This window comes from Roseivirga sp. YIW32, assembly GCF_057219245.1.
In genome coordinates, this window is record NZ_JBXVVG010000001.1 from 1,795,671 (window position 1) to 1,821,818 (window position 26,148).

Consider the following 26,148-nt stretch of genomic DNA (forward strand, 5'->3'; position numbering starts at 1 on the left):
CTTGACAGCATATCGTCAACTCGATGACATTCAGCAAGACCTCCGCAACAACACCATGAGTTGCGTTCAGCTTGTTGAACATTACCTGAGCAAGATCAAGGAAAACCACCACCTCAATGCCTTTATTGAGGTGTTCGATGAAGAGGCACTACTTCAAGCCTCACGAATAGACCAAAAAATTAAGGAAAATAGAGCCGGCTCCCTTGCCGGCTTAGTTTTTGGCATTAAAGACCTCCTCTGTTACCAAGGGCATGCTGTCGGTGCTGCCAGTAAGATACTGGAAGGCTATGAATCGCCGATTACGGCAACGGCTGTCCAACAGCTTTTGGCGGAAGATGCCATTTGCATTGGCCGACAAAATTGTGACGAATTTGGCATGGGTTCTTCTACCGAAAACTCTTACTACGGACCTACTCGAAATGCAGCAGCGCAGGAACGCGTGCCGGGAGGCTCTTCAGGAGGTTCAGCCGTCGCCGTACAGGCTGGTTTATGCCTTGCTTCCTTAGGAACCGACACGGGGGGTTCGGTGCGTCAACCCGCCTCTTTTTGTGGTGTTGTGGGCATCAAACCGACCTATTCAAGGGTGTCGCGCTGGGGACTTTTGGCCTATGCCTCAAGCTTCGATACGATCGGTGTCTTGACCCATCATTCACAAGATGCCCTGCGCATTCTGAATACGATTTCCGGGCAAGATCCTAAAGATGCGACCAGTGCACAAAGCACCCAAATCAACATTGACCTAGAGAGCTCTGAAACCTATAAGATTGCGTATTTGGCCAATGCGCTCAAGGGTGATGGAATAGAAGAGCCGGTCCAGAAAAAATTCAGTCAGTTACTCGATGCTCTGGTTCAAAAAGGACATCAAGTGGAAGCCGTCAACTTTCCACATGAAAAATACTTACTGCCCACCTATTACATTTTGACGATGGCTGAGGCGAGCACGAATCTAAGCCGCTATGATGGCGTTCACTATGGGCGACGCAGCGCCAACGCAGCTGACATGGAAAGCCTTTACAAAAATTCTCGAACGGAGGGATTTGGGCCGGAAGTACGCCGAAGGATCATGCTAGGCACTTATGTGCTTTCCGCAGAATATCACGATGCCTATTTCAAAAAAGCGCAGCAACTGAGACGGCTGATCAAGGAAGAAACGGAGCAATGTTTGACGGATTATGATGTACTCCTTACCCCTACAGCGCCAACTACCGCCTTTGCTTTGGGTTCACACCAAAAAAATCCATTGGAAATGTACATGGCCGATGTTTTTACCGTTCAAGCATCTGTAGCGGGTGTTCCAGCCATCTCCATCCCTCTGGGAAAAGATGAAAAAGAAATGCCCATTGGCCTTCAGATCATGGCCAACACTTTCAGAGAAGATAAAATTTTTGCATTTTCGAATTACCTAAGGACATTGATAGACGATTACATTGCGTAAATGGATTTGCCTCATATTGCTTTGCACATCACTAGGCCTCTCTAGCCAAGAAATACAGCCATTGTATGAGTTGTATGACTATGCACCCGATTTCGATTATGAAACCATTGAAAAACGCTACAATAGTCTAGAACTAGAAATCGACATCCAATTCAATAGCAGCGTTGACGCCTTTGTCAATTATTTTACGGTCCGAGATCGTGGCTATACCCGAGAAATGCTCCGTCGAAAAGCGGTCTATTTTCCTATTTTTGAGAAATACCTCAAAGCATATGGCCTCCCCGAGGAGCTCAAATACTTGCCCATTATTGAATCCGGCTTAAATCCGAAAGCCGTTTCAGGCCCTCGAGCTGTAGGCTTGTGGCAGTTTATGGCTCCCACCGGTAAAGAGCAAGGACTCACCATTGACTGGTACATTGATGAACGAATGGACCCCGAAAAGGCTACTGAAGCCGCCTGCAAGTACATCAGCTGGTTGTATGGAATTTTTGACGATTGGAAATTGACCTTAGCCGCTTACAATTCAGGCATAGGAAATGTCAAACGAGCCATCCGAAGGGCAGGCTACAAAAATGATTTTTGGGAAGTCTATCGTTACTTACCGCGCGAAACGCGCTCCTATGTTCCTCAGTTTGCCGCAATGGTTTATGCCATGGAATTTGCAGATGAGCACAACATCTTCATCGATGAAGAACTCTACCCAACAGATATTGAAGAGATCACCATCGATCAATTCGTCTATCTGAAGAGCTTTGCTGAGTCAGGAGGTTTCGATCTGGATGAATTGCGTGCATTGAACCCCGCCATCAAAAAAGACGCTGTGCCCGAGCACATCAAGGGCTTTAAACTCCGCATTCCTAAGAACAGGGCAAACCAGTTCTACAGCAACAGTGAGCAGATTCTTGCCCAAGCAGCTGAAGGTAAAACAGAATTTGAAAAAATGGCTAGCGGTATGCCAGGCAGCACCTTTGGGAAAGAAAAGAACACCTATCGCGTAAGAAGCGGCGATGTCTTAGGAAGTATTGCCCTTCGCTATGGTGTTAAAGTAAGTGATATCCGCGCATGGAATGGCATTCGAGGGTCGATGATCCGAGTCGGTCAACGACTGACCATTTACACAGGGCCAGACTTCATCGCTGACCGTACCATCGCAAAAGCGAGTCCAAAAGACCAACCCATTCCCGCATCTAAGGTGCATGTGGTTCAGCCTGGGGACACCTTATGGGATATCTCCAGAATGTACAAGGGATTAAGTATTCAAAAACTCAAATCCTTGAATAACCTGACATCCAATAGCCTAAAACCGGGCATGAAACTACGTGTTGGGTAAAAACATAGAACAACTAAACTTTTAGTCGTTATTTCTTGTTTCTATTCTCAGAAATCCTTTCATTCATTGGAAATTGCATCAACATGAAAAAATTATTCCTACTTCTATTCACATCCGCCCTCATTTTCAGCTGCCAATCCGAAAAGCAAGAGTTAGAGGGAACTGGTAAGGAACGGATATCGACCAGTGCTGCCGCATTACCCGATGCCAGCGGCGATCCTGGTGAGATCGTGATCATCATGAATAAGAAGAAATACGATGGCGCCTTAGGCGATGCCATTCGAGAAGTATTTGAGGAATATACCGATGGACTCATTCGCAGAGAACCCTTGTTCACCATTCGAGTCGTGGAGCCGTTTGAGTTTAATCGCATATTTAAAATCGCAAGAAACCTGGTCTACGTGACCTCCTTCGAGGGTAATTCCGCTGCTGATCAATGGCTAAAAGACATTTATGGGGAGTCTTCACGAAAAATGATCTATGAAGATCCATCACGTTTTATGCAAACCTCTACCAATCAATACGCCAAAGGGCAAAATGTACTGCAACTTTTCGGGAAGGATGATGCCACCCTGATCAAGAACCTCACCGAGAACAAGCAGCTCATTCAGAACTTTTTCAACATCGCAGAAAAGAAACGCCTAGCAAAAGAATTGAGGATGTCGACCGAATCGCGAGGACTGCTGGCAGAGGTCAAGAAGGCACTCGATGTCAGCATCAAAATACCTGCTGGTTACGAAATGGCAAGAATCGACGATGATTTCATGTGGGTACGCACATTGCCTCCAGTCGGTCCTTCGAAAAATTTAATGGTTTACTACAAAACCTATGAAGACCAAAGTGAATTCACACACGAAAATGTGATCAAACTCAGGAATGAAGTAGGGAAAAAATACGTCTACGGTGATCCTGAAAACAAAGAATCCTACATGACCACAGAAGAAGTTTATGTGCAACCTGTTCAGGAGAACGTAGATTTCAAAGGGCGCTTTGCTGTGGAAACACGCGGTGTTTGGAAAACCAATAACCTTTCCGTCGGAGGCACTTTTATCAGCTACACCTTTGTGGATGAAGCAACCAACAGGTTATACTACATTGAAGGGTTTGTTATTCATCCTAGCGAAGACCATAGAGAACTCATCAGGGAAATGGAAGCCTTGTTGTCGACTTTCCAGGCGAGCTAAGAATTTCTTCTTTTCGGTAACAAGAACCGCGAATATTACTACTTTTAAACGGCAAGACTACCTTGCCTTATTTTAAATCACCAAGACTATGTTCGCTTACCTAAAAGGTAAATTAACCTACAAGGACCCTACGTTCGTTATTATTGACATCAATGGCGTTGGGTACGAGGTAAAAATTTCACTTAACACCTATGGCCAGATCAAGGACCAAGAAAATATTCACCTCCATACGTTCTTACAAGTAAAAGAAGATAGCCATACACTGTTTGGTTTTTCGGAACCTCAAGAAAAAGAACTCTTTCTTCAATTGATCTCCATCTCAGGTGTGGGTCCCTCAACAGGCCTCATGGTCTTGAGTTCCTTAGGTCCGGAAGAAGCCATGAATGCCATCATCACAGAAGATGTCCGTGTCATTCAGGGAGTCAAAGGAATCGGGGCAAAAACTGCACAGCGCATCATTTTAGAGTTGAAAGATAAGGTGGGTAAAACAAGCAGTTCATCAGACACCATAAATATTCCAATATCTTCTGCTTCAGCCATAAGAAACGAGGCCCTTCAGGCGTTAGTTACTCTAGGCATCAATAAAAGTGCTGCTCAAAAGAGTATTGAAAAGATCTTAAAAGATAAAGGCACTGATTTAAGCCTTGAAGATCTGATCAAATTTGCGCTTAAAGCTGCATAAGGGGAATTTTTGACCACTCGGAACTACTACATATTACTCTTCAACCTGATATGCGTAGTACTGACAACCATGGCCTTTGACGCGCATGGATTTCAGTCTACCCAGGATACGACACAAACCAAGTCGGACACGGTCAAATATACCCCATCCCCTTACCCGAATTTTAATAGAAAATTTAGACCTGGAGATCCATTAACAGGAAAGCCCTTGCGCTCACCCCTGTGGTTCAATAACCTTAGTTTCCTTCAAAAGGATGCCGCCTTGGACACAGGTAAGAACTTTGTCTTCGAAGAGAATGTAGGTGGTAGCATGCTCAAACCACCTGTGCGACTGTCTTTTGAAGAGGCCTTAGAAAAACGGCTCCAAGAAGGAAATAGAGCCTTTTTTGAACAAAAAGCGAAGGCCCAAGATGGAGAAAGTGCAGTAAGCAACAGAGGACAGCTCATTCCTCCTATTGCATTGAATCCCTTTTTCGATCGCTTATTCGGTGGTGATCAGATCTTGATCAATACCAATGGCTTTGTGCAGTTAGATTTTGGCTATCGCCACCAGCGGGTTGATAATCCGGCCATTCCAGTCAGACAGCAACGAACAGGCACCTTTGAGTTTGATCAAAACATTCAGATGAACCTGCAAGGAAACATAGGTTCTAAACTTCGCTTGACAGCCAACTTTAACAACAACAACTCTTTTGATTTTGAGAATACCCTCAAAGTAGAATTTGCCGGTCTAGAGTCTGACATCATCAAATCGCTAGAGGTGGGTAACGTAAGTTTACCGATAGACAATAGCTTGATCGTTGGGGCGCAGAACCTCTTCGGTTTTAAAACGCAAATGCAATTTGGCCGACTTTATGTGACGGCCCTGGCAGCATCACAACGAGGCAGTACAGAAAGCATCGAGATTGAAGGGGGTGTACAACGCAATGAGTTTGAGATCAGGGCTTCCGACTACGATGAAAACCGGCATTTCTTTCTCGGTCATTTTTTTAGAGACAATTACGAAAATTGGTTGAGAAGTATCCCATCCATCATTTCAGGCGTGCAAATTAGCCGTGTAGAAGTTTACGTCCTCAATAGAAACAACAATACGCAAACACTCCGAAACTTTGTCGCCATGATGGATCTCGGAGAAGGAGATGTCATCTTTCAGGAGAATAATCCATTTGTCGGATCCGGCACAGCGGGAGCCCCAACCTCCAACGGCGCCAATCAACTCTTTGCCAACATGCTTGCCGATCCGGATTTAAGAGAACCAGACCTGATTTCCTCCACACTTGAAAGCCAATACGGCTTGCAACGCAGCCAAGACTTTGAAAAGGTAACAGGTGCCAGAAAACTCGACCCCTCGGAGTACTACTTCAACCGGGAACTCGGGTTCATCTCTTTAAGTCGGCAATTGCAAAACGACGAAGTTTTGGGTGTCTCCTTCGAATACAACTACCAAGGCAGAAATTACAAGGTTGGTGAAATGTCGGAGGACTATCAAAACCGTTCGGAACAAGACATCATCTTCCTGAAAATGCTGCGGCCGAGCAAGATCAATACACAGGTACCCACCTGGGACCTGATGATGAAGAACATCTACAACTTCAATGCAGCGCAGATCGACAGACAAAGTTTTCAACTCAGAGTGATCTACCGAGATGACAACACTGGAATCGATAACCCAAGCTTACACGAAGGAACGAATACCAAAGACATTCCACTGATCGAACTCATGGGGCTTGACCGGCTCAATCAAAACGGCGACCCACAGAAGGATGCGAATTTTGATTATGTCGAAGGAGTGACCATCAACCCAGAAAGGGGCTATATGATCTTCCCCTTTTTAGAACCCTTTGGTGATCAATTGGAAAAGCAATTTTTAGACAGTGAACAATTTCTCAAAGACAAATACGTCTTCGACACCCTCTACAGAACCACTCGCGCAGATGCGCAACTCATCTCACGGCTCAACAAATTTTTCATCAAAGGAAGCCTCCAATCGGGCTCGACCAGTGAGATCAACCTAAATGCCTTTCAAGTAGCCGAAGGCTCCGTTGTGGTGACGGCCGGAGGAACACCCTTAACAGATGGTGTCGACTACACGGTAGATTACAACCTTGGCCGTGTGTTGATCATCAACCCATCCATCTTGAACTCTGGCAAAAAGATCAAGGTGACCTATGAAAAAGCTGATCTCTTCAATTTTCAGGCACGTAACCTGCTGGGTACCCGGCTCGACTATGTTTACAACGACCGCACAAATTTTGGTTTCACACTACTCCATTTGAACGAAAGGCCTCAGCTCACGCGCGTCGCGATTGGCAATGAACCCGTGAGTAACACGGTCTGGGGACTAGATGTTAATTACAGCGAAGAATCTCGTTTCCTTACCCGAATGGTGGATGCCCTTCCTTTCATCGACACCAAAGCGCCTTCACGTGTCACCTTTAGAGGTGAGTTTGCTCAGCTGATTCCGGGAACAACCAACGAAGTGCTAGGAGAAGGCACCTCCTACATTGACGATTTTGAAGCCACCTCCACCCCTTTCAGTTTGAGCAACGCGCAAAACTGGAAGCATGGATCAACGCCAAAAACCGACAATAACCGCTTTGACATGAGCAACATCGCAGGTAATCGACTGGGTGTAAATTACAAAAGAGCCCGAATGGCCTGGTATACCATCGACAATGTGTTTTATCGGGCAACAGGGGTCGCACGACCGGATAACATTACTGCACAAGATCTTGAAAACCATTATGTCCGTTCGGTTGGCCAGCAAGAGGTCATCAAACGAGATGCCCAGCAGATCAATGTCAATGAACCGAGTTTTGATATTGCCTACTTCCCGGCCGAAAGAGGTATCTACAATTTCAATCCCGACCTGAACGCAGATGGTTCATTGAAAAACCCAGAAGACAATTTCGGTGCCATTACCCGAGCGATCACTAACGAGGTGGATTTCGATAAAACCAATATCGAATACTTAGAATTCTGGGTGATGGATCCGTTCATCAATGTGAGTTCTGGCGATCTCTCAAACCCTCGGGGCTTTATCGATGACGGCATCAATCCTCCAAAACCCAATACCACGGGAGGAACGATGTATTTGCATTTAGGGAGTATTTCGGAGGACTTACTACAAGATGAGCGACATGCTTTTGAACAAGGACTTCCGGCAGATGGAGCCAATGACCCGGACAAAGTCGTGGAAAACGAATGGGGACGAATCACTCGCCAGCCCTACCTCAACCCTGCTTTCGATAATTCTGCAGCAGCACGGGCAAACCAGGATATTGGCCTTGACGGATTAGCATCACCCGATGAGGTGAACTATTTCGCGGACTTTTTGAATAACATCAATGTCAATCCTGAGGTAAGAGAACAGATCCTGAATGATCCGTCCGGTGATAACTTCCTGTATTACCTCAATGACTCACTGGATAATGCGGATGCGAAGATCCTGGCCAGGTACAAAAAATTCAACGGCATGGAGGGCAATAGCCCGATCAATGGAGCGGACAACAATAATTTTACAGCCGCCAACTCTAACCTTCCCGACAACGAAGACCTCAACAGAGACAATACCCTTGGTGACCTGGAGGAATATTATGAATACCAAATCCCGCTACGACCCGGGCAGCTAAGAGTGGGCAGCAACAACATCATCGATAAGGTCACTAATCAAATCAATGGCGATGAAGTCGATTGGTATTTATTCAGAATTCCGGTGAGAAAACCTGATCGCGTTCAGGGCAATATCAATGGATTCAAGTCCATCCGATACATCAGAACCGTACTGACCGATTTTGCCGAACCTGTTGTGCTGCGCATGGTGAATTTGCGTTTGGTCGGGAGCCAATGGAGAACCTATCAGGAAAGCTTATTCGAGAAAGGCCTGTTTGAGATCCCTGAACCCTCCGACCCTCAGTTCACCGTCAGCACTGTGAGCATTGAAGAAAACAGTCAAGGAAGCATTGACCAACCGCCTTATACAGTTCCACCGGGAATTATCAGAGACCGAGATAACACCTCCGCAGTCGAAAGAAGAAGAAACGAACAGTCGCTCCAGCTTTGCGTGGAAGACCTGCGGGATCGTGATGCGCGTGCCGTCTTCAAAACGGTCAATATGGACATGGTGAATTACGGTAGACTCAAAATGTTCATCCATGCCAATAGCTCGGACAACATCTTACCCGGTGAAGTCACTGCTTTTGTGCGATTAGGGACAGATTTCTCTGAAAATTACTATGAAGTAGAAGTCCCCTTAACGATGTGGATCAATGGTCAATTCTCGCCAAGAGATATCTGGCCAGAGGAAAATGAGATCGACATCTCTTTTAACACATTCTATGAGGTCAAGGCCGAACGTAACCGACAAAATGCAAACCTTACCCTGCCTTTTAGCCAACAGGTAGGTCGTTACAACGTCACTGTTGTTGGCCGACCGGACATGAGCTCGGTACAAACACTCATGATCGGTATACGGAACCCAAGTTCACCAGATGCAGAACCGAAATCCTTTTGCATTTGGGCGAATGAAATGCGTGTAACAGACTTTGACTCCAACTCAGGTTGGGCAGCCAATGCCCGACTCGATGCTCAATTGGCTGATTTTGGCAATGTGACAGCAACCGTGAGTCACTCTTCTATCGGATATGGGGGAATCGCTGAGAAAATCTCTGATCGAAACCGAGAAAAAACAACCCAATACGACATTTCAACACGCTTAGCACTTGACCGTTTCTTCCCTGAATCCTGGGGCTTAGAAATACCTGCCTTTATGAGTTTTGAAAATGCCCGATCAGTTCCACAGTTCGACCCCTTAGACCCGGACCTGCCCTTAGATGATGTACTCAATTCCTTCGACACGCGATCGGAACGCGATGCCTATTTCCAAAAGGTCATTGATCAATCGAAACGCCGAAGCTTTAATTTTTCCAACGTAAGAAAGAGAAGAGTGAACCCTGATAAACCGCTCTACCCTTGGCAAATAGAGAATTTTAGTTTCACCTATGCCTACAATGAGCTAAATAGAAGCAACATCAATACGGCCTCTTATGATTTCCGGAATTACCGTGGTGGTTTTACATATACCTACCAGCCACAAGGACTTATCATTAAACCTTTCGAGAATGTCGGGATCTTTGACTCTAAATGGTTGCAATTGATTCGAGACATTAACTTTAATCCGATCCCTAGCTCGGTTATCTTAAGTGCAGATGTCAACAGAAGTTTCTTGAAAACACAACTGAGAAATGCCGACTTAGGAACGGATGGCATAGATCCCTACTTTGAGAAATCCTTCACCTTCGATCGGGGCTATGCATTGAACTGGAATTTAGCAGAACGGCTGAGTCTTGATTACTCTGCTAGTGTCAACGCCATCATTGACGAACCTGCCGGAGACATCAATACCGACATCAAAAAAGACTCTGTCTGGAACAACATCAAAAGCCTAGGGCGAATCAAAAACTACACCCATCAAATCACCTCTTCTTACACAATTCCTCTTGATAAGCTGCCCGCCACTGCTTGGATCAACTCCGATGTTAGCTATACCGCACGCTACAATTGGACAGCTGGCGCTATCGGACAACAAGATACCTTAGGGAATTTGGCCAATAACGCCCGTACCATAGACCTTTCCGGCAAGTTTGACCTCGTTAAACTCTACAACAACATCGGCGTGCTCAGCAAGATCAATTCACCAAGCAGAAGTCGCAGCCGAGCCAGACCAAGCAATGACACCACCGCTCGAAAAAAGACGATCGAAGACATGCCTTTATTAAAAGGATTCCTTAGGACCCTGATGTCATTTCGCTCACTGGATTTTAGTTATAATCAGACAGAAGGCACCGTTTTACCGGGCTATATGCCTCAGGTCTTTCTTTTCGGGATGGACGAGGGTTTCAGTAACCCCGGATTTGGCTTCGTACTGGGTAGTCAAAACCCCAACATTCGACAACAATTGGCTACACGGTCCCAGTATGCCCCGAGTGAATTTTTGACCAATCCCTTCAAGCAAAACAAAAGCGTCTTATTCTCCTATAATGCCTTGATCGAACCCTTTAATGATTTTAGGATTAGCCTCACCGGCAGAAAAACCTTTACCGAGAATTACCAAGAGATCTTCAGAAAAGATGCTGATTCTGATCTGTTCATCAGTGTGAATCCCAACCGCTCGGGCACATACAGTGTCAGTCAGGTGATGATCAAAACAGCTTTTGAACAAGACGACGCACTGAACAACTCCCCCCTATTCACCAATTTCGAAAGTTACCGAGGCATTCTTAAATCCAGATTGGACGCCGCAAATCCGGAAGGCAATTACGACATCAATTCACAAGAGGTGGTGATCCCGGCATTCAGAGCGGCGTATACAGGAGAAGACCCCAATACAATTGAATTTAGTCCTTTCCCAACCTTCCCTATCCCGAACTGGAGTCTGAATTACAGAGGCTTAGGAAATATTGCAGCAGTAAAAGAAGTGTTCAATAGTGTGACGATACAACATGGTTATACCAGTCAATATAGTGTGAGCAACTTCGTAAATTCTCCCTTGTACACCACCGGACTGACCTTGAATAACCCGTTGAATGATACCGGCTTGGCCTCTGAGGTCAACGAAAATGGCGCTTTGGTTCCGGTGTTTCTTACCCAGCAAGTGGTGATGACAGAATCACTATCTCCCTTAATTGGCGTCAACATGCGCACCAATAATAATTGGGACTTGAATTTCAACTATTCAAGGGAACGCAATATTGGGCTCAATTTGAACAATATCCAGGTCACAGAAAGTACCTCAAAGTCGATGCAACTAACGGTTGGTTTCGCTAAGTCAGGTGTGGCCATTCCATTTCGCATAAATGGCAGAAAAGAACGCTTGCCAAATGAGTTGCGTTTCAACATGACCTTTTCCATCAATGACGGCAAAACCGTGCAACGACGTATAGACGAGGACCCGATCGTTACGGACGGAATTCGAGTATTTAGACTCAGTCCAACGTTAGATTACAATGTGAGCCAAAGCCTGACCGTTACCCTCTATTTCGATCGAAATGTGAACGATCCAAAAGTATCCACGAGCTTCTTAAATGCTCGAACAGCCTTTGGAGGAAGAATTCGATTTAGTTTAGCCCAATAACTCAGATTTTCTCAAGAATCCATTTATTTTTGAGCTCTGAATTAGCTGAATATGAATATTCCTGAAGAATTAAAGTACACAAACGACCACGAATGGGTCAAAGTTGAAGGTGATATTGCCACGATCGGTATCACAGATTTCGCACAAGGTGAACTTGGCGATATTGTTTATGTTGAAATTGAGACCGAAGGCGAAACACTTGAGGCAGAAGAAGTATTTGGTACTGTTGAAGCTGTAAAAACAGTTTCTGACCTTTTCATGCCAGTGTCAGGAGAAGTGCTCAAAGTCAATGAAGTTTTAGAGGATGCCCCTGAAACAGTAAATGACAGCCCTTACGAGGCAGGATGGATGGTGAAAGTGAAACTCTCCGACCCAAGCCAATTGGATAAGCTAATGAGTGCGGCAGATTACGGTGCACACGTTGGTGCTTAAATGCTACTTCAACGGATAGCAAAAATTTCAAGTGTCATTTGGGCAGCAGTTATCGGCGTACTGATGCTGCTTCCTCAAGACGCTTTTCCGGAAAGTAAGTTGCTATCGTACGATAAACTCGTACATGTCGCTGTTTTTGCCGGGTTGTCCTTCTTGCTTTGTCTCGGATGGATCCGACAACAAACTAAAACGGCAATAAAATCCTACGGCATACCGTTAACTATATGTATAGTTTATGGTAGTCTACTTGAATTTCTTCAACGCTTTGTGCCAGGAAGAATGTTCGATTTGTACGATTTTATTGCCAATTTTACAGGCGGTCTTGTTGGAGTGATTATTTTTTCGATCTTTATCCGACAGAAGTTTGTGATTAATAAACTAATGTTATAGTTTTAGAATCTAACAAAAGAAAAATGGAAGCTAAAAAAACCCCACAAGCTGATATTACAAAGAAGACATCGCTCTTCCTTGCGATCGGTTTGGTTGTGAGTTTAGGTTTAACGCTTGCCGCTTTCGAATGGAAAAAATACGAAAAAGGCGAGATCATGGACCTAGGTATGGTAGCAGATGACTTTGAAGAATTGACGGAGATTCCTCCTACCGAGCAACCACCACCACCGCCACCAAAAATTCAGCAACCTCAGATCATTGAGATTCCAGATGAAGAAGAGATCGAAGAAGAAATTGAAATCGACCTTGATGTGGAAATCACAGAAGAGACAGAGGTAGAAGAAATTGTCTTTGAAGAGGAACCAGAAGAAGAAGAAGTTGATCAAATCTTTTTGGTAGTAGAAGAGCAGGCATCCTTCCCTGGTGGAATGGGTGAATGGAATAGCTATTTAAGAAAGAATTTGAAGTACCCTCGCCAAGCAACGCGAATGGGTATTGAAGGAGCTGTTTTCTTGTCATTCGTTGTAGACAAAGGCGGTAATATTTCTGACATTCAGGTGATCAGAGGTATTGGCGGCGGCTGTGACGAAGAGGCCATCCGAGTGCTTAAGAATTCGCCGAAATGGGCGCCGGGTAAGCAACGAGGACGTGCTGTAAAATCAAGAATGCAATTAAGAATTGTCTTTAGACTAAAATAAAAAGAAAAGGCCCGATTCGTTCGGGCTTTTTTACCTCCTATTTAACTAATTAATTAGTTGTTTTTAGTAGGGTTGGATGATCTTCCATTCCCCCCCAACTGTCATCACTAAGCTCGTTCTAACGCTCTGAGAAGAGTTCATTACTTTACAAAGAAAGGAGCGCTGCCATTCGTATCAGATGACATTGAGTAATTGCTCTTTTACCTTTTCCAGATCATCTTTCATGTCGATCACTAATCGCTGTACGGGAGCGTGATTCGCTTTGCTTCCAATTGTATTGATCTCTCTTCCGATCTCTTGACTGACAAAGCCCAACTTTTTACCCTGGGAATCAGGCAATGCCAATACCTCTAAAAAGTAATCTAGGTGGGCCTTGAGTCTAACGAGCTCCTCACTGATATCGAGTTTTTCGATGTAATAGATCATTTCGGCTTCGAATCGATTTTTATCGAATTCATCGGAACCACTGATTTCTTCCTGATGACTGTATATTCTCTCTTTAATAACCTCAGTACGTTCAGGATCTAGTCGCTTCACTTCCTCCAACTTCTCTCCTATGTTCTTGATATAGCCAACGAGCTCATCCTCGAGCTTTGCTCCTTCTTGAGCTCGAAATTCATTACACTTTTCAAGGGCCTTTTCGAGGAAGCTATTGATCAATTTCCATTGTTCAGTGAGCTCCTCATCGGACACAGCGCCACCGTTCAGCACATCAGGACTGTGTAGGGCCAAACGAAATAAGTCCGCTTTGTCTGCACCCAGTTCATCTGCCAGCTCACTGAATTCTTGATAATAAGCTTTGAATAATTCTTGGTTCACTACTGATGAATTCAGTCCTGCCGATTCATTGATCACTTCAATGCTGACAGAAACTTTACCCCTTACCAAAGAAGTCGACAGCTTATTGCGGACGTCAAGTTCCTTGTCTTGCATGTTCTTGGGCAACCTGATCTGTGCGTCCAAAAACTTCGAATTGAGTGTTCTGATTTCTACTGTAATATTGAGGCCTTCGTGTTGGCCTTTTGCTAGGCCATAGCCCGTCATCGATCTTAGCATAGGAGCATTATAAGTGAGGCCAAAAATACGCAATTAAGCATTGCTTAAAAATCGTATCCGAATGAGAGTTGGAATTGAGGGTTTTGTACCTCAAAGTTTTGAATAGGGAATGAAAGATCTATTCTAGAAAAGAAACCGAACAGCATGGTGCGAACCCCAACGCCTGTGCTTTGTAACCACGGATTATTGAAGTTATTGATCAATGCAGAAAAGGGTGAACCCTCGGTTCTGATCTCTTCAATATTCAAATTATTGCGTTCTTGAAAAGGTGAAAGGTCGTCCCATGCAGACCCGATGTCGTAATAACCGATGATTTGAAGGTTGCGTAAGAAGTTTGATCTTAGCTCGTTATTGTTCAACAGTTGATTGATCGGTACCCGAATTTCAGCACTAGCGCTTAATACATTTCTTCCTTGGAACCTGTTGTAATTATAGCCTCTCAGATTCACGAACTTATTGAATAAAACATCGCTATTGTCCAATAGGGTGCTGAAGAAAAGTGGATCTCCTTCTTCGCCAGAACCATCGGTTTGGTTAAACGCCCAATTGTCTACTCCTCCAAGCATGTAACGCTTTGGATCGCTTCCGAAGTAACTCCCAAAGTGCAGGCGCCCGGCAATCAACAAGCCTTTGGATATGCGCTGGTAATGCCTAAAATCTGCTTCTAAATTATGGAAAGTCGCTGCCTCTCCATTTGCCTTCAGGTGAGACTCCATTTCAATTTTTGCTCTTGTTCCTTCGTGAATATTGGTTCCTGTCACGACACTGTTATCATAGATCAGCCCCAGGTTATAGCCCAAATATCTTCGTACCACATTCGGCTCGAATTGGGCAGGATTATTTGATGGGATGAATAAACGTACATCACTATCCAAATACCTCGTTTGACTGTAAAACGGATTAAGCTCAACTCTGAACCGCTGTGTAAATGGTAACTTAAAGCCCACTTCAAATCGATCGAGATTATACCGTTGATTCAAAAAGCGTGATGGATCTCGCTGCACGATCGACTTGCGGTAATATTTCGCAGAGAAATCGATGCGGTATTTGAGGTATTCGTATTCCGCAAAAACATCATATCCTTGGTTGAAACTCAGAGGAATCAGAATCCCCCCTTGGAACCTATGGTTCTCAAGAAAATCATTCATCTCGATCTCCATCAAGGTGGAAAAGGACCTGATCTCATCAATTACGAATGAAGTGATGAGATTGTCGGTTTGCATTCGATTACGGTAAGTGAATGGCCCCTTGACCGCTTCATCACTAGTGGTGTTTTGATAGATGCTGAGAAAGGAATTTGCTTTCTCCAATGGATTTACCGGTTCCTTCGGTTTCTCAAATTGATAATTCTTTGTATCCACTTTAGTGGTTGACGCGTTCCTGAACTGGTAATCTTCCGTATTGATTGCCCCCGCTTTTATGGTATCCACCGTTCTTTTCGGACTAACCAGCAACTCCGCTTTCTTTTCATTGAGAATAGAATCTCTAGACACTTGGTTTTGTAAGAGACGGGCTCTTCTTAATTCGGCCAAAAGCCTGGAAGTTTCCTGCGCTTTTCTTGGTGTAACTGGGGTGAAGATGCTTTCATCAGTAGTTAAGGATTGCAGGTAAATGGCATCTCGCGTATTACTTTTTGAAATAAAAGCCAATCGTTCTTTGTTGGCATCATAGGCAAACGCTTCTATGCCGTAGACAAAATTAGTCAGCTGTACACTCAATGAGTCCGTTACGGAGTAAGTATATAAGTTATTAATGCCTTGCTGATCGCTCAGGTAAAGTATCTCTCTGTTGGTGCTCATGGCAGGCTTTGTTTCCAGCGCCAGTCCATTGGTCAATTTGCCAAAGGTGCTGTCTGGGAAATCAAGGTCGTAGCTGAACAGATTGAATTTGTTGAGTTCCGCTTCTTCTATTGTTTTTGGTCCTGTCACATAAACGCTGTCGCTTGGCCTATTCGAGCTAAATAGAATCTGATTGCTTCCTCGGAAATACTTCACATCCCGATCATCATATCGGTCTGTCGTAATGTTACGCACTTGGCCTCGAACAATGTTATACAAAAACACATCACTCACCCCATTCAAGGTACCCGTCAAAACGGCCTGTCTTCCGCCAGACTTGAAATCAAAGCTTTGGATATGACTCAGTCTAGGAATTCTGATCTTTTGTTCCCCTTTGGTGTTCATTCGCTTAACGGCAAGCACATTAGTCCCCCCTTCGGCATAAACTATTCCTAGAGTAGTGGAATCAGCCCAGCTTAGAAGTGGCAAGTTGTTTTCAATCTCTTGATCAATAAGGCGTAGCCCCCCTTTGTAAACGACGCCCTCACGCTGGTTATCCATATCCACAACACGCACTTCAAATCGGCCGTCTTTCGCGGCTGTATAGGCCAAATATTTACCATTGGGGTTGAATTCAATATCCGTATATTTTTCCTCAGGCCTGTTCTTACCGGTGATCTTGTAATCAGCTTGTGGTTCTTCGTATGCTTCTAACAAGTTGGTATTGATGGTGCTGTAAAAGGTCCTCCATTCTAAAATGAATTGATCGAAAGGAACGCCAAGCGTTCTGCTGATGCTATTCTCTTCGTTTCTAATGATACGAGCCAGGTTTAGGATATTTGAAATACTCCTTCTGCCATACTTTTGAACAATAAAATTCCAAATGGAATGACCAATGACCTTATTGGTTTCCTCACTCAACCGCGCAAACTTATCTGTTTGGTTGTGGTAAACGTATTCTCGGGCCAAGTCATCCATTTCCTTATTCCATCCGTAAGCAACGTATTCGGAGGCTCCTGAAGTGAACCATTTCGGTATTGGCGAGGTAAATGCACTTTGAAACATCTCAGCGATATTCCCACCATAAAGCATCTCATGAATCAGCATGTCCGTCACAGCGTAAATGGATTTTTCCTTGAACGAAGCCAAGTCACCTGAATAGGCCAGTTCGAGCTGCGCCTGAACAAACTCCGTTTGTCCACCTATGCTAAAATCTTGGCCTCGTATGCCAATATTACTTTGCTGCTTATCAATGACTGAATTGTATAAAAAGATGCGGGTCTTGGTGTATGGGTAATACCCGATGGTCTCTGTGATCCGACCGAATTCTTCCTCTAAATAGGTGACCGTCTCTTTTGCAAGCTCCTCACCACCTGCATAGTAATACACCTCATAATTCTCAGACTGGTAGAATTTCCAGTTGAATTCTTTGTATTGGATGCGGTTCTTCCCAAAGCGCTCTTTGTAGGTTTGTGCATACGCATGTTGCATGCCTATCAAGGACATAAAAACCACTAAGAACACCCAACCTATTCTTCTTCGCATGCTACTCTCAAAAGATTACTCAAAATAACGAAAAATAGCGCTTTATATTGACCTCGTCATCAAGTTTAGCTTGATTCAACAGATGATTTACCAACTGACTGGCATAATAAGGCGCCAGTGACACTCCTTTCGCTCCCAGACCGTTGAATATGTACATGTTTTCCTCTCGCGGATGCCTTCCAATGATAGGTCTTCTATCTTTTGTTGCCGGACGAATTCCAACTTTTTGATCAACCACCTTGTATTCGTAATTGATCAATTTATCCAGCTTCTCTATTAACTGAATTCGGCCCCTTTCGGTTGCAACTAAATTCAAGTCATTATGGTCATAAGTCGCTCCAACAGTAGCAAATGGTGCTTCCTTCCCAATAACAAATACTCCGCGGTTGTAGATGACTTTGGGCTGATGGTGGCTTTCAATGGTCAGCAGTTCGCCCTTCACCGGCCGAAATGGCAACCAGTTGAATAAGGGGTTGTTTTCCACAGCCGTTCCTTCGCAAAAAATAATGCCTTTGGGGCGAAATGCTTTGTATTGAATTTCTTCTCCGTTGCGCACGATAGCGCTTGGATCGAACGCCTCTTCTACAAGAAGCTCTTTGCCCTTGAGGTAGCTGCCGTAGGCTTCAACAAATCTTTTGGTGTCTAAATAACCCGATCGTTTCAATAAGATCCCTCCGAACTCATCCTTCAACTGATCGAAACTCCCTTGAGAAAAGGTCTTCTCAATGTATCGATCAAAGCCGGTTTCCGCAGATTTCCCCATCCATTCATTCTGTGCTTCAATGCTTAAGAAAGGACGGTAGATGGGTAAATCATGTAAAAATCGCTGATTTAAGGTCTTTTCCAATTGTTCATAGAAAGGAATGAGGTAATCAAATAGCGCGTCACAATTCCAGGTTTTGACCATCTTCCGACCTGTAATTGGGTTATACAAACCGCCTGCTACTAAAGAAGCGTTCGAGAGATGCGGCGCGGCGATCACTCGAATCTTTAAGCCCTTTCTAAGGCAATGCTCTGCTAAGATAGACCCGGCAATCCCTTGGCCGACGATAAGATAATCTATGCACATGCTGTGAAATTAGTTTAACTTCGCATGAATACAATTTTACAAACAGGAACAGAAGCAAATACTATGGTTGAGATCAAGTCTTTCACCTTCAACCCTTTTATGGAGAACACCTACGTGCTTTTTGATGAGAGCAAAGAATCGGTCATCGTTGACCCAGGTTGCTATGAACCGGAAGAGCAGGAAATGCTCACGAGTTTCATCTCAAACGAAAAGCTTAGCCCCAAGGCCATACTAAATACCCACTGCCATATTGATCATGTATTGGGTAATGCCTTTGTTCAAAAAACCTACGGAATCCCTCTTCTCATCGGAGATAAAGAAGTGGAAACCTTAAACGCTGTAGCCGCTTATGCGCCCAGTTATGGATTTCAGCAATACGAGGCAGCCGTACCTGATCAACTTTTGTCTGAAGCCGATTCGATTCAATTTGGCCAAACGACCTTGCAGAATGTTTTTGTACCGGGCCACGCACCAGGTCATATCGCCTTCTACGATGCAACTAAAAAGTTCATCATTGGTGGAGATGTTTTATTCGAAGGGAGCATAGGCAGAACGGACTTACCTGGTGGAGACCTGACGACATTGATCAATAGCATTCACACCAAATTCTTTACATTCCCCGATGATACCGTTGTATACACTGGCCATGGCATGCCGACAACAATCGGTAGAGAAAAAGCCTCAAATCCTTTTTGTGGATTAACGAACCAATGAGACTGATCAAATTCATACCGAACTTATTCACACTGGGTAATCTCTGCCTCGGCGTAGTTGGTATTTATTGGATTCTGAAGGCGCAACCAAACGACATCCACTGGGTCAGTTATTTCATACTTACAGCAGCCATTCTTGACTTTTTCGACGGCTTTTTAGCCAAAGCACTTCATGCACAATCTGAGATTGGTGCTCAGTTAGACTCTTTGGCTGATCTCATCACCTTTGGTGTACTTCCTGGCTTCATTTATTGGCATCTCGTGCAAGACATGAACGCATCGGCCATTATGCTGATCATTCCTGTATGTTCTGCCTGGCGCTTAGCCAAGTTCAACGCCCAAAAGGATCAAACAGATAGTTTCAAAGGCATTAGCACCACGGCTCATGGCTTATTCTCAGCAGCGCTATTGATGATTGCCTTGCAACCGCAGACCTTTGTTGATGCTTGGCTTAGTCAGGAGATCGTGTTGGTCGGGCTCGCCCTAGTTTTTTCCGTTCTTATGATCAGCAATATGCGGATGATCTCTCTAAAATTTAAATCTAAAGATGTCCGAAGTAATTGGGATCGGTACCTGCTGATCTTGGGGTCACTCATCCTCGCATTCATTTTTGCTTGGTCGGCAGCCCCCTTCATTATGTTGCTATATCTGAGTCTTTCAATCTACAAACACTACACTTCAACTTGATCTTTTACGTTCCATAAAGGACCGATGCAAAAGTACTTGCTCACCATATTGGCCTTCGTATTCTTAAACGGCGTAGTGGCTCAGCAAAGCCCCCTGTCCTCTGGTCGCTGGGTCAAGATGACATTTTCCGAACCCGGTGTTCACTCTCTCAGCTATGAAACGCTCAAGAACATGGGGTTTGATGCAGAAACTCTTGATCCGTCAAAAATTCAACTCTTTGGTTTGCCAGGAGGAATGCTCCCTCAAAGGAATGATGCCGATTGGCCTGAGAGTATAGTTGAAATTCCTATCCAACGTGCGACGTCATCACCAAATCGTCTACTTCCGGGAGAACGTATTTATTTCTACGTTGATGCCATTGACCACCTAAGCTACACTCATGAGGATGAGGTCTTCACAATAGATAAAAATCTATATACTGATCAGATCTCCTATTTCATTACCCTTGGCGAATCCGCAGGTCTTACCCTAGCTGAATCGTTAGACCTGGGCACTGGCTTTGCTAGCTACGACTGGCACCACCACATTATTTACCACGAAGAAGAATTAACCAACCTTCTAAGTTCCGGTCGTGAATGGTATGGCGAGAGACTCACGAATAATGCACTTGCCTTCAACCATTCCTTGCAAGAGGTAAAGGAAGAAGAAGCGAAAATAAGTATTGATGCTATGGCGCAAGCCTTTACATCGACCTCCTTGAACATAACAATCAATGGCAGCAATGAAACCATGAACTTCAATGCCATTCCGAACCAGCAATACACCATCAAAGGGAATGAGCAGTCTTTGGTCTATCCTTTTCAAGCACAGCAAAACATTAGTTTAGCGATCAGTTACGACCGCAATGGCAGTACGAATGCGACAGCTTATTTGAACAAATACTTGTTGCAAATTCCCGTGTTAAACCAATTCAATGAAAATTTTCTATTGACCAACGCAGAAAGTTTGACCAATCCAGTCTCCGAATTTGTGGTTCCTGGTAATGCGGACATTCATGTGTGGAATGTGACAGATCCGTTAAATCCCCAATCACAAAAGACAAGGCAAAACGGGAGCGAAACCCGTTTCAGTACATTCACGAATAGCTTACAAAAGTTTTGGGTCTTTGATCCGAATCGCACACCAGAACCTACACTTTTTGAAGAAATTCAGCCCCAAGACCTTTTGGGCGCGTCAACTCCTGAATTCATTATCATTACGCATGCAACTTTCCTTGAGCAAGCAGAGGCCATGGCTGCATTTAGGCGAACCCATGATCAGATGGAGGTCATGGTCACAACGATAGAACAGGTGTATAATGAATTTAGCGCGGGAAGACCTGACCTAACGGCCATCAGGAACTTCATTCGCACAAAGTATGCACAATCCAATCGGTTGAGCTATGTGCTTTTCTTTGGAAAAGGATCTTACGACTACAAAGACCGCATATCCTCCAATTCCAATTTTATCCCCACCTATGAATCGAGAAATTCTCTTCACCCTCTCTTTAGTTTTTCGTCGGACGACTATTTCGGTTTTCTAGAGCCTGATGAAGGGGAATGGATTGAAAGTAGAGCGGGAGACCATGATGTAGAAGTGGGCATTGGCAGAATCCCTGTTACCTCCGTTCAACAGGCCTGGGACTTTGTGGAAAAATGGAAAAGCTATCAGTTGAATGGCCCTGAAAAAGGAGATTGGAGAACAAAACTCACCTTTGTTGCAGATGATGGGGATCGTAACATACATCAACGGGATGCAGATATCTTGGCTACTACAGTCACCAACGAACAGCCAGAGTTTGAGATCAATAAATTGTATTTGGATGCCTTTAAGCAAGAAAATCTTCCCAATGGCGAAGCCTCTCCTGAGGCAGAAAAAGCATTACTCGACGCTGTCCATGAAGGTCGTTTATTGATCAATTTCACTGGACATGGGGCAGAGTTTGGCTGGATGCAAGAGCGTATCCTAACCTTCCAAACCATGGAACAATGGAATAATCCCGATAAGCTTCCTTTTTTGGTAACGGCAACTTGTGAATTTGGTCGCAACGACGATCCCAATACCGTTTCAGGAGCGGAGTTTTTGATCACCAAAAAGCAGTCCGGTGCCATCGGTTTGGTGACCACTGCCCGACCGGTTTTTTCCAGCACTAATTTTACCTTGAATGAAGCCCTTTACGAGGTGATGCTCAGTCTTGAAAATGGAGAATATCGAAGACTTGGTGACATCATTAAATACACGAAAAACAATAGCCTAGAAGGAAGCATCAATAGAAACTTCATTTTACTGGGTGACCCAAGCATGCGATTAGCCATCCCTTCACACAGAATTGGGATCAATGAAATCAATGGAAGACCGGGAAACGGACAAGATACAATTCGCGCCTTTGAAGAAATCACCTTCAATGGCGAGGTACTCAACCAACCCAACTTCAATGGAACCTTAGGTTACGAATTGATCGATAAACCGTCAGTTAAGACCACCTTTGGTACGGAAAGTCCTCCATTTGATTTTACCGAAAAAGACCAGGTTTTGGTACGAGGAGAGGTTTCGGTAGAGAATGGTTCGTTTCAGATCACCACTCAGGTTCCACAAAACATAGATTATACCTTTGATAAGGCACGGATACAGTTCTATGCACGCAACCAAGACAAAAGCAGCGATGCTTTTGGTGCATTTGAGGAATTCATTCTTGGTGGATCGGCCAATGAAGTGGAGAGCGATGAGCTTCCTCCTACTGGTAGATTATTCTTGAACGACACATCAAGCGCACTGGTCTCCTCATATCCGAACCGTGTCAGATTGATTGGTTTATTGCAAGACGAAAATGGAATCAATATCTCTTCAAATGCCTTAGGGCAAGAGCTGTTATTGGTGGTGAATGACTCGATGACTATTAATTTGAATGCGCATTATCGCCATTTGCCTGATCAATACCAGAAAGGCATGGTCACCTACTTGATTGAGAATTTACCCCAAGGCAACAATCACTTGACCTTGTATTTCTGGGACAACAGGGGGAACAGAGGAAAGGAAGAACTTAGTTTTTGGGTGGGAACAAATTCTCGCTTGATCAATGAAATAAAGAACTACCCCAATCCGTTAGAAAACGAGACAAACTTCCTAATAGCGCATCAATTGGCTGGGGATTTTCTTGAAGTAACCATTCAGCTCTTTGATGTGAATGGGAATTACATTGCAAAAAAAATGGAGCAGATCAGTGAAGCCCCGCCAGAACTATTGATAAGCTGGGATATTGCCGACCAATTGGGTAAGCGATTAGAAAAAGGAGTGTATATTTATGACATTCGAATCAGTTCTCGATTAAGTGGTTTAAGCGAGTCTAAACGTAAGAAGCTGATCATTTCATATTAAACCAAAATATTGACCTTGAACATTTATCCTATGCACCAACGGTTTGGTATATTTTTATCGCTGATACTTACAGTTCTTATAATTTTCCCTTTAAATGCACAAAATTCTGGAGTCATCAGTGGACAAGACACCAGCCGACGGGTGATCACAACGGCTGTTCCCTTTTTACTGATTGCACCTGATCCTGTCAGTGGCGCCATGGGAGATGTGGGAGCTGCTACACAACCGGATGCCAATGCCACCTATTGGAATCCGGCAAAACTTGCATTCATTAATAAATCTGCCGGAGTTGCACTTTCCTTTACCCCTTGGCTGAGCAAATACGTGGATGACATGTCCATTTCTTATTTGACGGGCTACAAAAAAATTGGGAATGATCAGGCCTTTGGACTTTCGATGACCTATTTTGATTTAGGAGATATTGAATTGACCGATGGATCCGGTGGAAGTCTGGGTAGTTTCAACCCAAGAGAATTTGCGCTGGCTGCATCTTACTCTCGAAAGCTAGCTGAGAACTTGAGCTTAGGCATCACGGGTAAATTCATTCACTCTAACCTGTCGGGCAACATCACCACGAGCCCTGTGACAGATCCAAAACCGGGAACGAGTATCGCGGCGGACATCGGACTTTATCACAATTTCGATCTTAGCGTGCTCAACAAGCAATCCTTATTATCCTATGGTGTTGTTCTCTCAAATATTGGTTCAAAGATCACCTACAACAGTGCAGATGAGGAAGATTTCATTCCTACCAATTTGAAGATCGGTGGTGCGCTGACCAGCTTCATTGACCCTTATAACAAGCTGACCCTTGCATTAGACTTTAACAAATTAATGGTACCGACACCACAAGGTGACGGCTCTGAGCGCGAAAAAGGATTGATCGAAGGGATGTTCAGTTCATTTGGCGATGCCCCTGGAGGCTTCACTGAGGAGTTACAAGAAATCATGATCTCGTTTGGTGCTGAGTATGAATACAAAGAGACCTTTGCGCTTAGAGCTGGGTATTTTTATGAGAACCAAAACAAAGGAAATCGAAAATACTTCAACTTTGGAGCGGGTTTTAACATCAAAAAATTCGAGATCAATTTCTCTTATTTGATCCCACAATTCCAAGAGCACCCATTGGCTGAAACACTGCGTTTCGGAATCATTTTTGATTTATCACCTCGATCAGATCAGTAGTATTGGATAGATCAATTGCCCCCAAGATCAACCAAATTCAGGACATCCGTATCCCGACGGTTGAACACGCGCAACTAGACTGTGGCATTGACCTGTACTATGTTGAAGAAAACAGTGCTGAAGCCTTTAAGATAGAAGCGGTTCATCAAGGCGGCTTTCTCTACTTACCATCCGCAAGTACAGGCTCCTTGTTAAACAAGATGTTGTTGGAAGGAACGCAGCGATATCCAGGCAGCACATTTTTAGATGCTGTGGACGGTTTCGGCAGCTTTATGGAATCGTCTCCTAGCTTCGATCAGGGCATGCTGAGCCTATTCGGATTATCTCGCTTCTTCAAAGAAAATATTGCCCTTTTTGCCTCCGTACTCTATGAAGCTGAGTTCAAGGAAGAGCGCTTGACGCAATTGCAAAAGAAGGAAATCAATCGAATTAAGCTCAACGAAGAGAAAGGCAGTTACCTCACATCCACCGCTTTAAGAAAAAGTCTTTTCGGATCACACCCCTATGGCTATACCTCCAGTGTTGAAGAGGTCATGGAGGTAGGAATAAAGGATCTGCATGCCCTTTACAAGAATAACATTCAACCCTTTAGTTTATTTCTATCGGGAGAACTACCAAAAGACTTTCTGTCCATTCTGAATGATCAATTCAAGCAAGCTCCCAAAGAAGGGCTAGAACCAAGCTATAAAAAAGAGGAAATCGTACCCACTCATTACGAAAAGCGGGATGATAAATACGTTCAGAGCTCCATTCGTTTAGGAGTAGAGCTATTCAACCGAAAGCATAAAGACTATAGTGCATTTATGCTGCTCAATGAAATTCTTGGAGGCTACTTTGGCTCGCGCTTAATGAAAAACATACGAGAAGACAAAGGCTATACCTATGGTATCTCATCGCATCTTTATGCCTTAAAAGAAACGGGTTACTTCACGATTGGTACAGAGGTCAATCAAGAAGCTGAAGAAGATACATTGAAGCAAATCCACTTGGAATTTGATCTGCTTCGCAATGAGTTGGTCAGTGAGGAAGAACTCAATACCGTAAAAAATTACATCTTGGGCAGTTTTGCCAACTCCCTTTCCGCACCTTTTGCAGCGATCGACAAATTCAAGACGCTCTACACCCAAGGGTTAGACCTCTCCTTTTACGATGCCTACTTGGCTGACTTCCGTGCGCTATCGGGTCACGATATTCAACACACAGCGCAACAATACTTGCACTTTGATCGGCTTACCAAAGCTATTGTCGGAAGACCCTAATTCTATTAATTTCTTCCTTTTTGGACTGTAATCAAGGTTGATTGCACTGTTTAATGCTTTGACATGAAGCTCAACTGTCGAACATACACCCAAAAGCGCATAAAAAAACCCTGAAAGTTTGAACGATCAGGGTTTAATAAAGGTCTGGCGACTACTTACTCTCCCACCTTTTGAGGCAGTACCATCAGCGCAAGTGAGCTTAACTTCTCTGTTCGGAATG

At 44.2% G+C, this 26,148-nt stretch carries 16 protein-coding genes and 1 rRNA gene; 13 read left to right on the plus strand and 4 right to left on the minus strand.

Translation table 11 applies throughout. The annotated features are described in order from the left end of the window. Nucleotide 1: 1 nt before the first annotated feature. The 8 genes from gatA to AC2D6U_RS08670 all read left to right on the plus strand — a co-directional run bounded on the left by gatA (nucleotide 2) and on the right by AC2D6U_RS08670 (nucleotide 13,282). Entirely contained in the window at nucleotides 2-1,435 is a 1,434-nt protein-coding gene (gatA, locus tag AC2D6U_RS08635; RefSeq protein WP_484720554.1) for an Asp-tRNA(Asn)/Glu-tRNA(Gln) amidotransferase subunit GatA, read from the plus strand. Between the two features lie 61 nt (nucleotides 1,436-1,496). After that, a complete protein-coding gene (locus AC2D6U_RS08640) occupies nucleotides 1,497-2,765 on the plus strand; it encodes a lytic transglycosylase domain-containing protein (RefSeq protein WP_484720555.1) in 1,269 nt (422 codons plus the stop codon). 83 nt (nucleotides 2,766-2,848) lie between these two features. Beyond that, complete coding sequence (locus tag AC2D6U_RS08645) at nucleotides 2,849-3,949, plus strand: DUF4837 family protein (RefSeq protein WP_484720556.1); 1,101 nt, start codon at nucleotides 2,849-2,851, stop codon at nucleotides 3,947-3,949. 88 nt (nucleotides 3,950-4,037) lie between these two features. Then, complete coding sequence (ruvA, locus tag AC2D6U_RS08650; RefSeq protein ID WP_484720557.1) at nucleotides 4,038-4,631, plus strand: Holliday junction branch migration protein RuvA; 594 nt, start codon at nucleotides 4,038-4,040, stop codon at nucleotides 4,629-4,631. 69 nt (nucleotides 4,632-4,700) lie between these two features. Further along, nucleotides 4,701-11,762, plus strand: a complete 7,062-nt coding sequence (gene sov, locus AC2D6U_RS08655; RefSeq protein ID WP_484720558.1) for a T9SS outer membrane translocon Sov/SprA — start codon at nucleotides 4,701-4,703, stop codon at nucleotides 11,760-11,762. Nucleotides 11,763-11,813: 51 nt separating this feature from the next. Continuing rightward, nucleotides 11,814-12,194 carry a glycine cleavage system protein GcvH gene (gene gcvH, locus AC2D6U_RS08660; protein WP_484720559.1) on the plus strand — a complete coding sequence of 127 codons (381 nt, stop codon included), beginning with the start codon at nucleotides 11,814-11,816 and terminating at the stop codon, nucleotides 12,192-12,194. A gap of 63 nt (nucleotides 12,195-12,257) precedes the next feature. Beyond that, nucleotides 12,258-12,584, plus strand: coding sequence for a VanZ family protein (locus AC2D6U_RS08665; protein ID WP_484720592.1), 327 nt, complete (start codon nucleotides 12,258-12,260; stop codon nucleotides 12,582-12,584). Nucleotides 12,585-12,607: 23 nt separating this feature from the next. Beyond that, the gene (locus AC2D6U_RS08670; RefSeq protein WP_484720560.1) at nucleotides 12,608-13,282 is read left to right on the plus strand and encodes an energy transducer TonB; all 675 of its coding nucleotides are present in this window, start codon (nucleotides 12,608-12,610) and stop codon (nucleotides 13,280-13,282) included. A gap of 174 nt (nucleotides 13,283-13,456) precedes the next feature. On the opposite strand, the gene AC2D6U_RS08675 is transcribed toward AC2D6U_RS08670, so the two are convergent. The 3 genes from AC2D6U_RS08675 to AC2D6U_RS08685 are packed head-to-tail and all read right to left on the minus strand — an operon-like array spanning nucleotide 13,457 to nucleotide 18,730. Continuing rightward, entirely contained in the window at nucleotides 13,457-14,338 is an 882-nt protein-coding gene (locus AC2D6U_RS08675) for a YicC/YloC family endoribonuclease (RefSeq protein ID WP_484720561.1), read from the minus strand. 44 nt (nucleotides 14,339-14,382) lie between these two features. Further along, complete coding sequence (locus AC2D6U_RS08680) at nucleotides 14,383-17,661, minus strand: hypothetical protein (protein WP_484720562.1); 3,279 nt, start codon at nucleotides 17,659-17,661, stop codon at nucleotides 14,383-14,385. A gap of 19 nt (nucleotides 17,662-17,680) precedes the next feature. Continuing rightward, complete coding sequence (locus tag AC2D6U_RS08685) at nucleotides 17,681-18,730, minus strand: NAD(P)/FAD-dependent oxidoreductase (RefSeq protein WP_484720563.1); 1,050 nt, start codon at nucleotides 18,728-18,730, stop codon at nucleotides 17,681-17,683. Between the two features lie 24 nt (nucleotides 18,731-18,754). Between AC2D6U_RS08685 and AC2D6U_RS08690 the strand changes: the two genes are divergently transcribed. The 5 genes from AC2D6U_RS08690 to AC2D6U_RS08710 are packed head-to-tail and all read left to right on the plus strand — an operon-like array spanning nucleotide 18,755 to nucleotide 25,928. Further along, complete coding sequence (locus AC2D6U_RS08690) at nucleotides 18,755-19,444, plus strand: MBL fold metallo-hydrolase (protein ID WP_484720564.1); 690 nt, start codon at nucleotides 18,755-18,757, stop codon at nucleotides 19,442-19,444. Then, complete coding sequence (locus AC2D6U_RS08695) at nucleotides 19,441-20,130, plus strand: CDP-alcohol phosphatidyltransferase family protein (RefSeq protein ID WP_484720565.1); 690 nt, start codon at nucleotides 19,441-19,443, stop codon at nucleotides 20,128-20,130. The genes AC2D6U_RS08690 and AC2D6U_RS08695 overlap by 4 nt, the downstream gene beginning before the upstream one ends. A 24-nt stretch (nucleotides 20,131-20,154) precedes the next feature. Next, the gene (gene porU / locus AC2D6U_RS08700) at nucleotides 20,155-23,484 is read left to right on the plus strand and encodes a type IX secretion system sortase PorU (protein ID WP_484720566.1); all 3,330 of its coding nucleotides are present in this window, start codon (nucleotides 20,155-20,157) and stop codon (nucleotides 23,482-23,484) included. Nucleotides 23,485-23,514: 30 nt separating this feature from the next. Then, the gene (porV, locus tag AC2D6U_RS08705) at nucleotides 23,515-24,669 is read left to right on the plus strand and encodes a type IX secretion system outer membrane channel protein PorV (protein ID WP_484720567.1); all 1,155 of its coding nucleotides are present in this window, start codon (nucleotides 23,515-23,517) and stop codon (nucleotides 24,667-24,669) included. 2 nt (nucleotides 24,670-24,671) lie between these two features. Beyond that, the gene (locus AC2D6U_RS08710) at nucleotides 24,672-25,928 is read left to right on the plus strand and encodes a M16 family metallopeptidase (RefSeq protein ID WP_484720568.1); all 1,257 of its coding nucleotides are present in this window, start codon (nucleotides 24,672-24,674) and stop codon (nucleotides 25,926-25,928) included. A gap of 142 nt (nucleotides 25,929-26,070) precedes the next feature. Here AC2D6U_RS08710 and rrf read toward each other — a convergent pair. Continuing rightward, nucleotides 26,071-26,148 (minus strand): 5S ribosomal RNA (gene rrf, locus AC2D6U_RS08715); the annotation flags it as partial.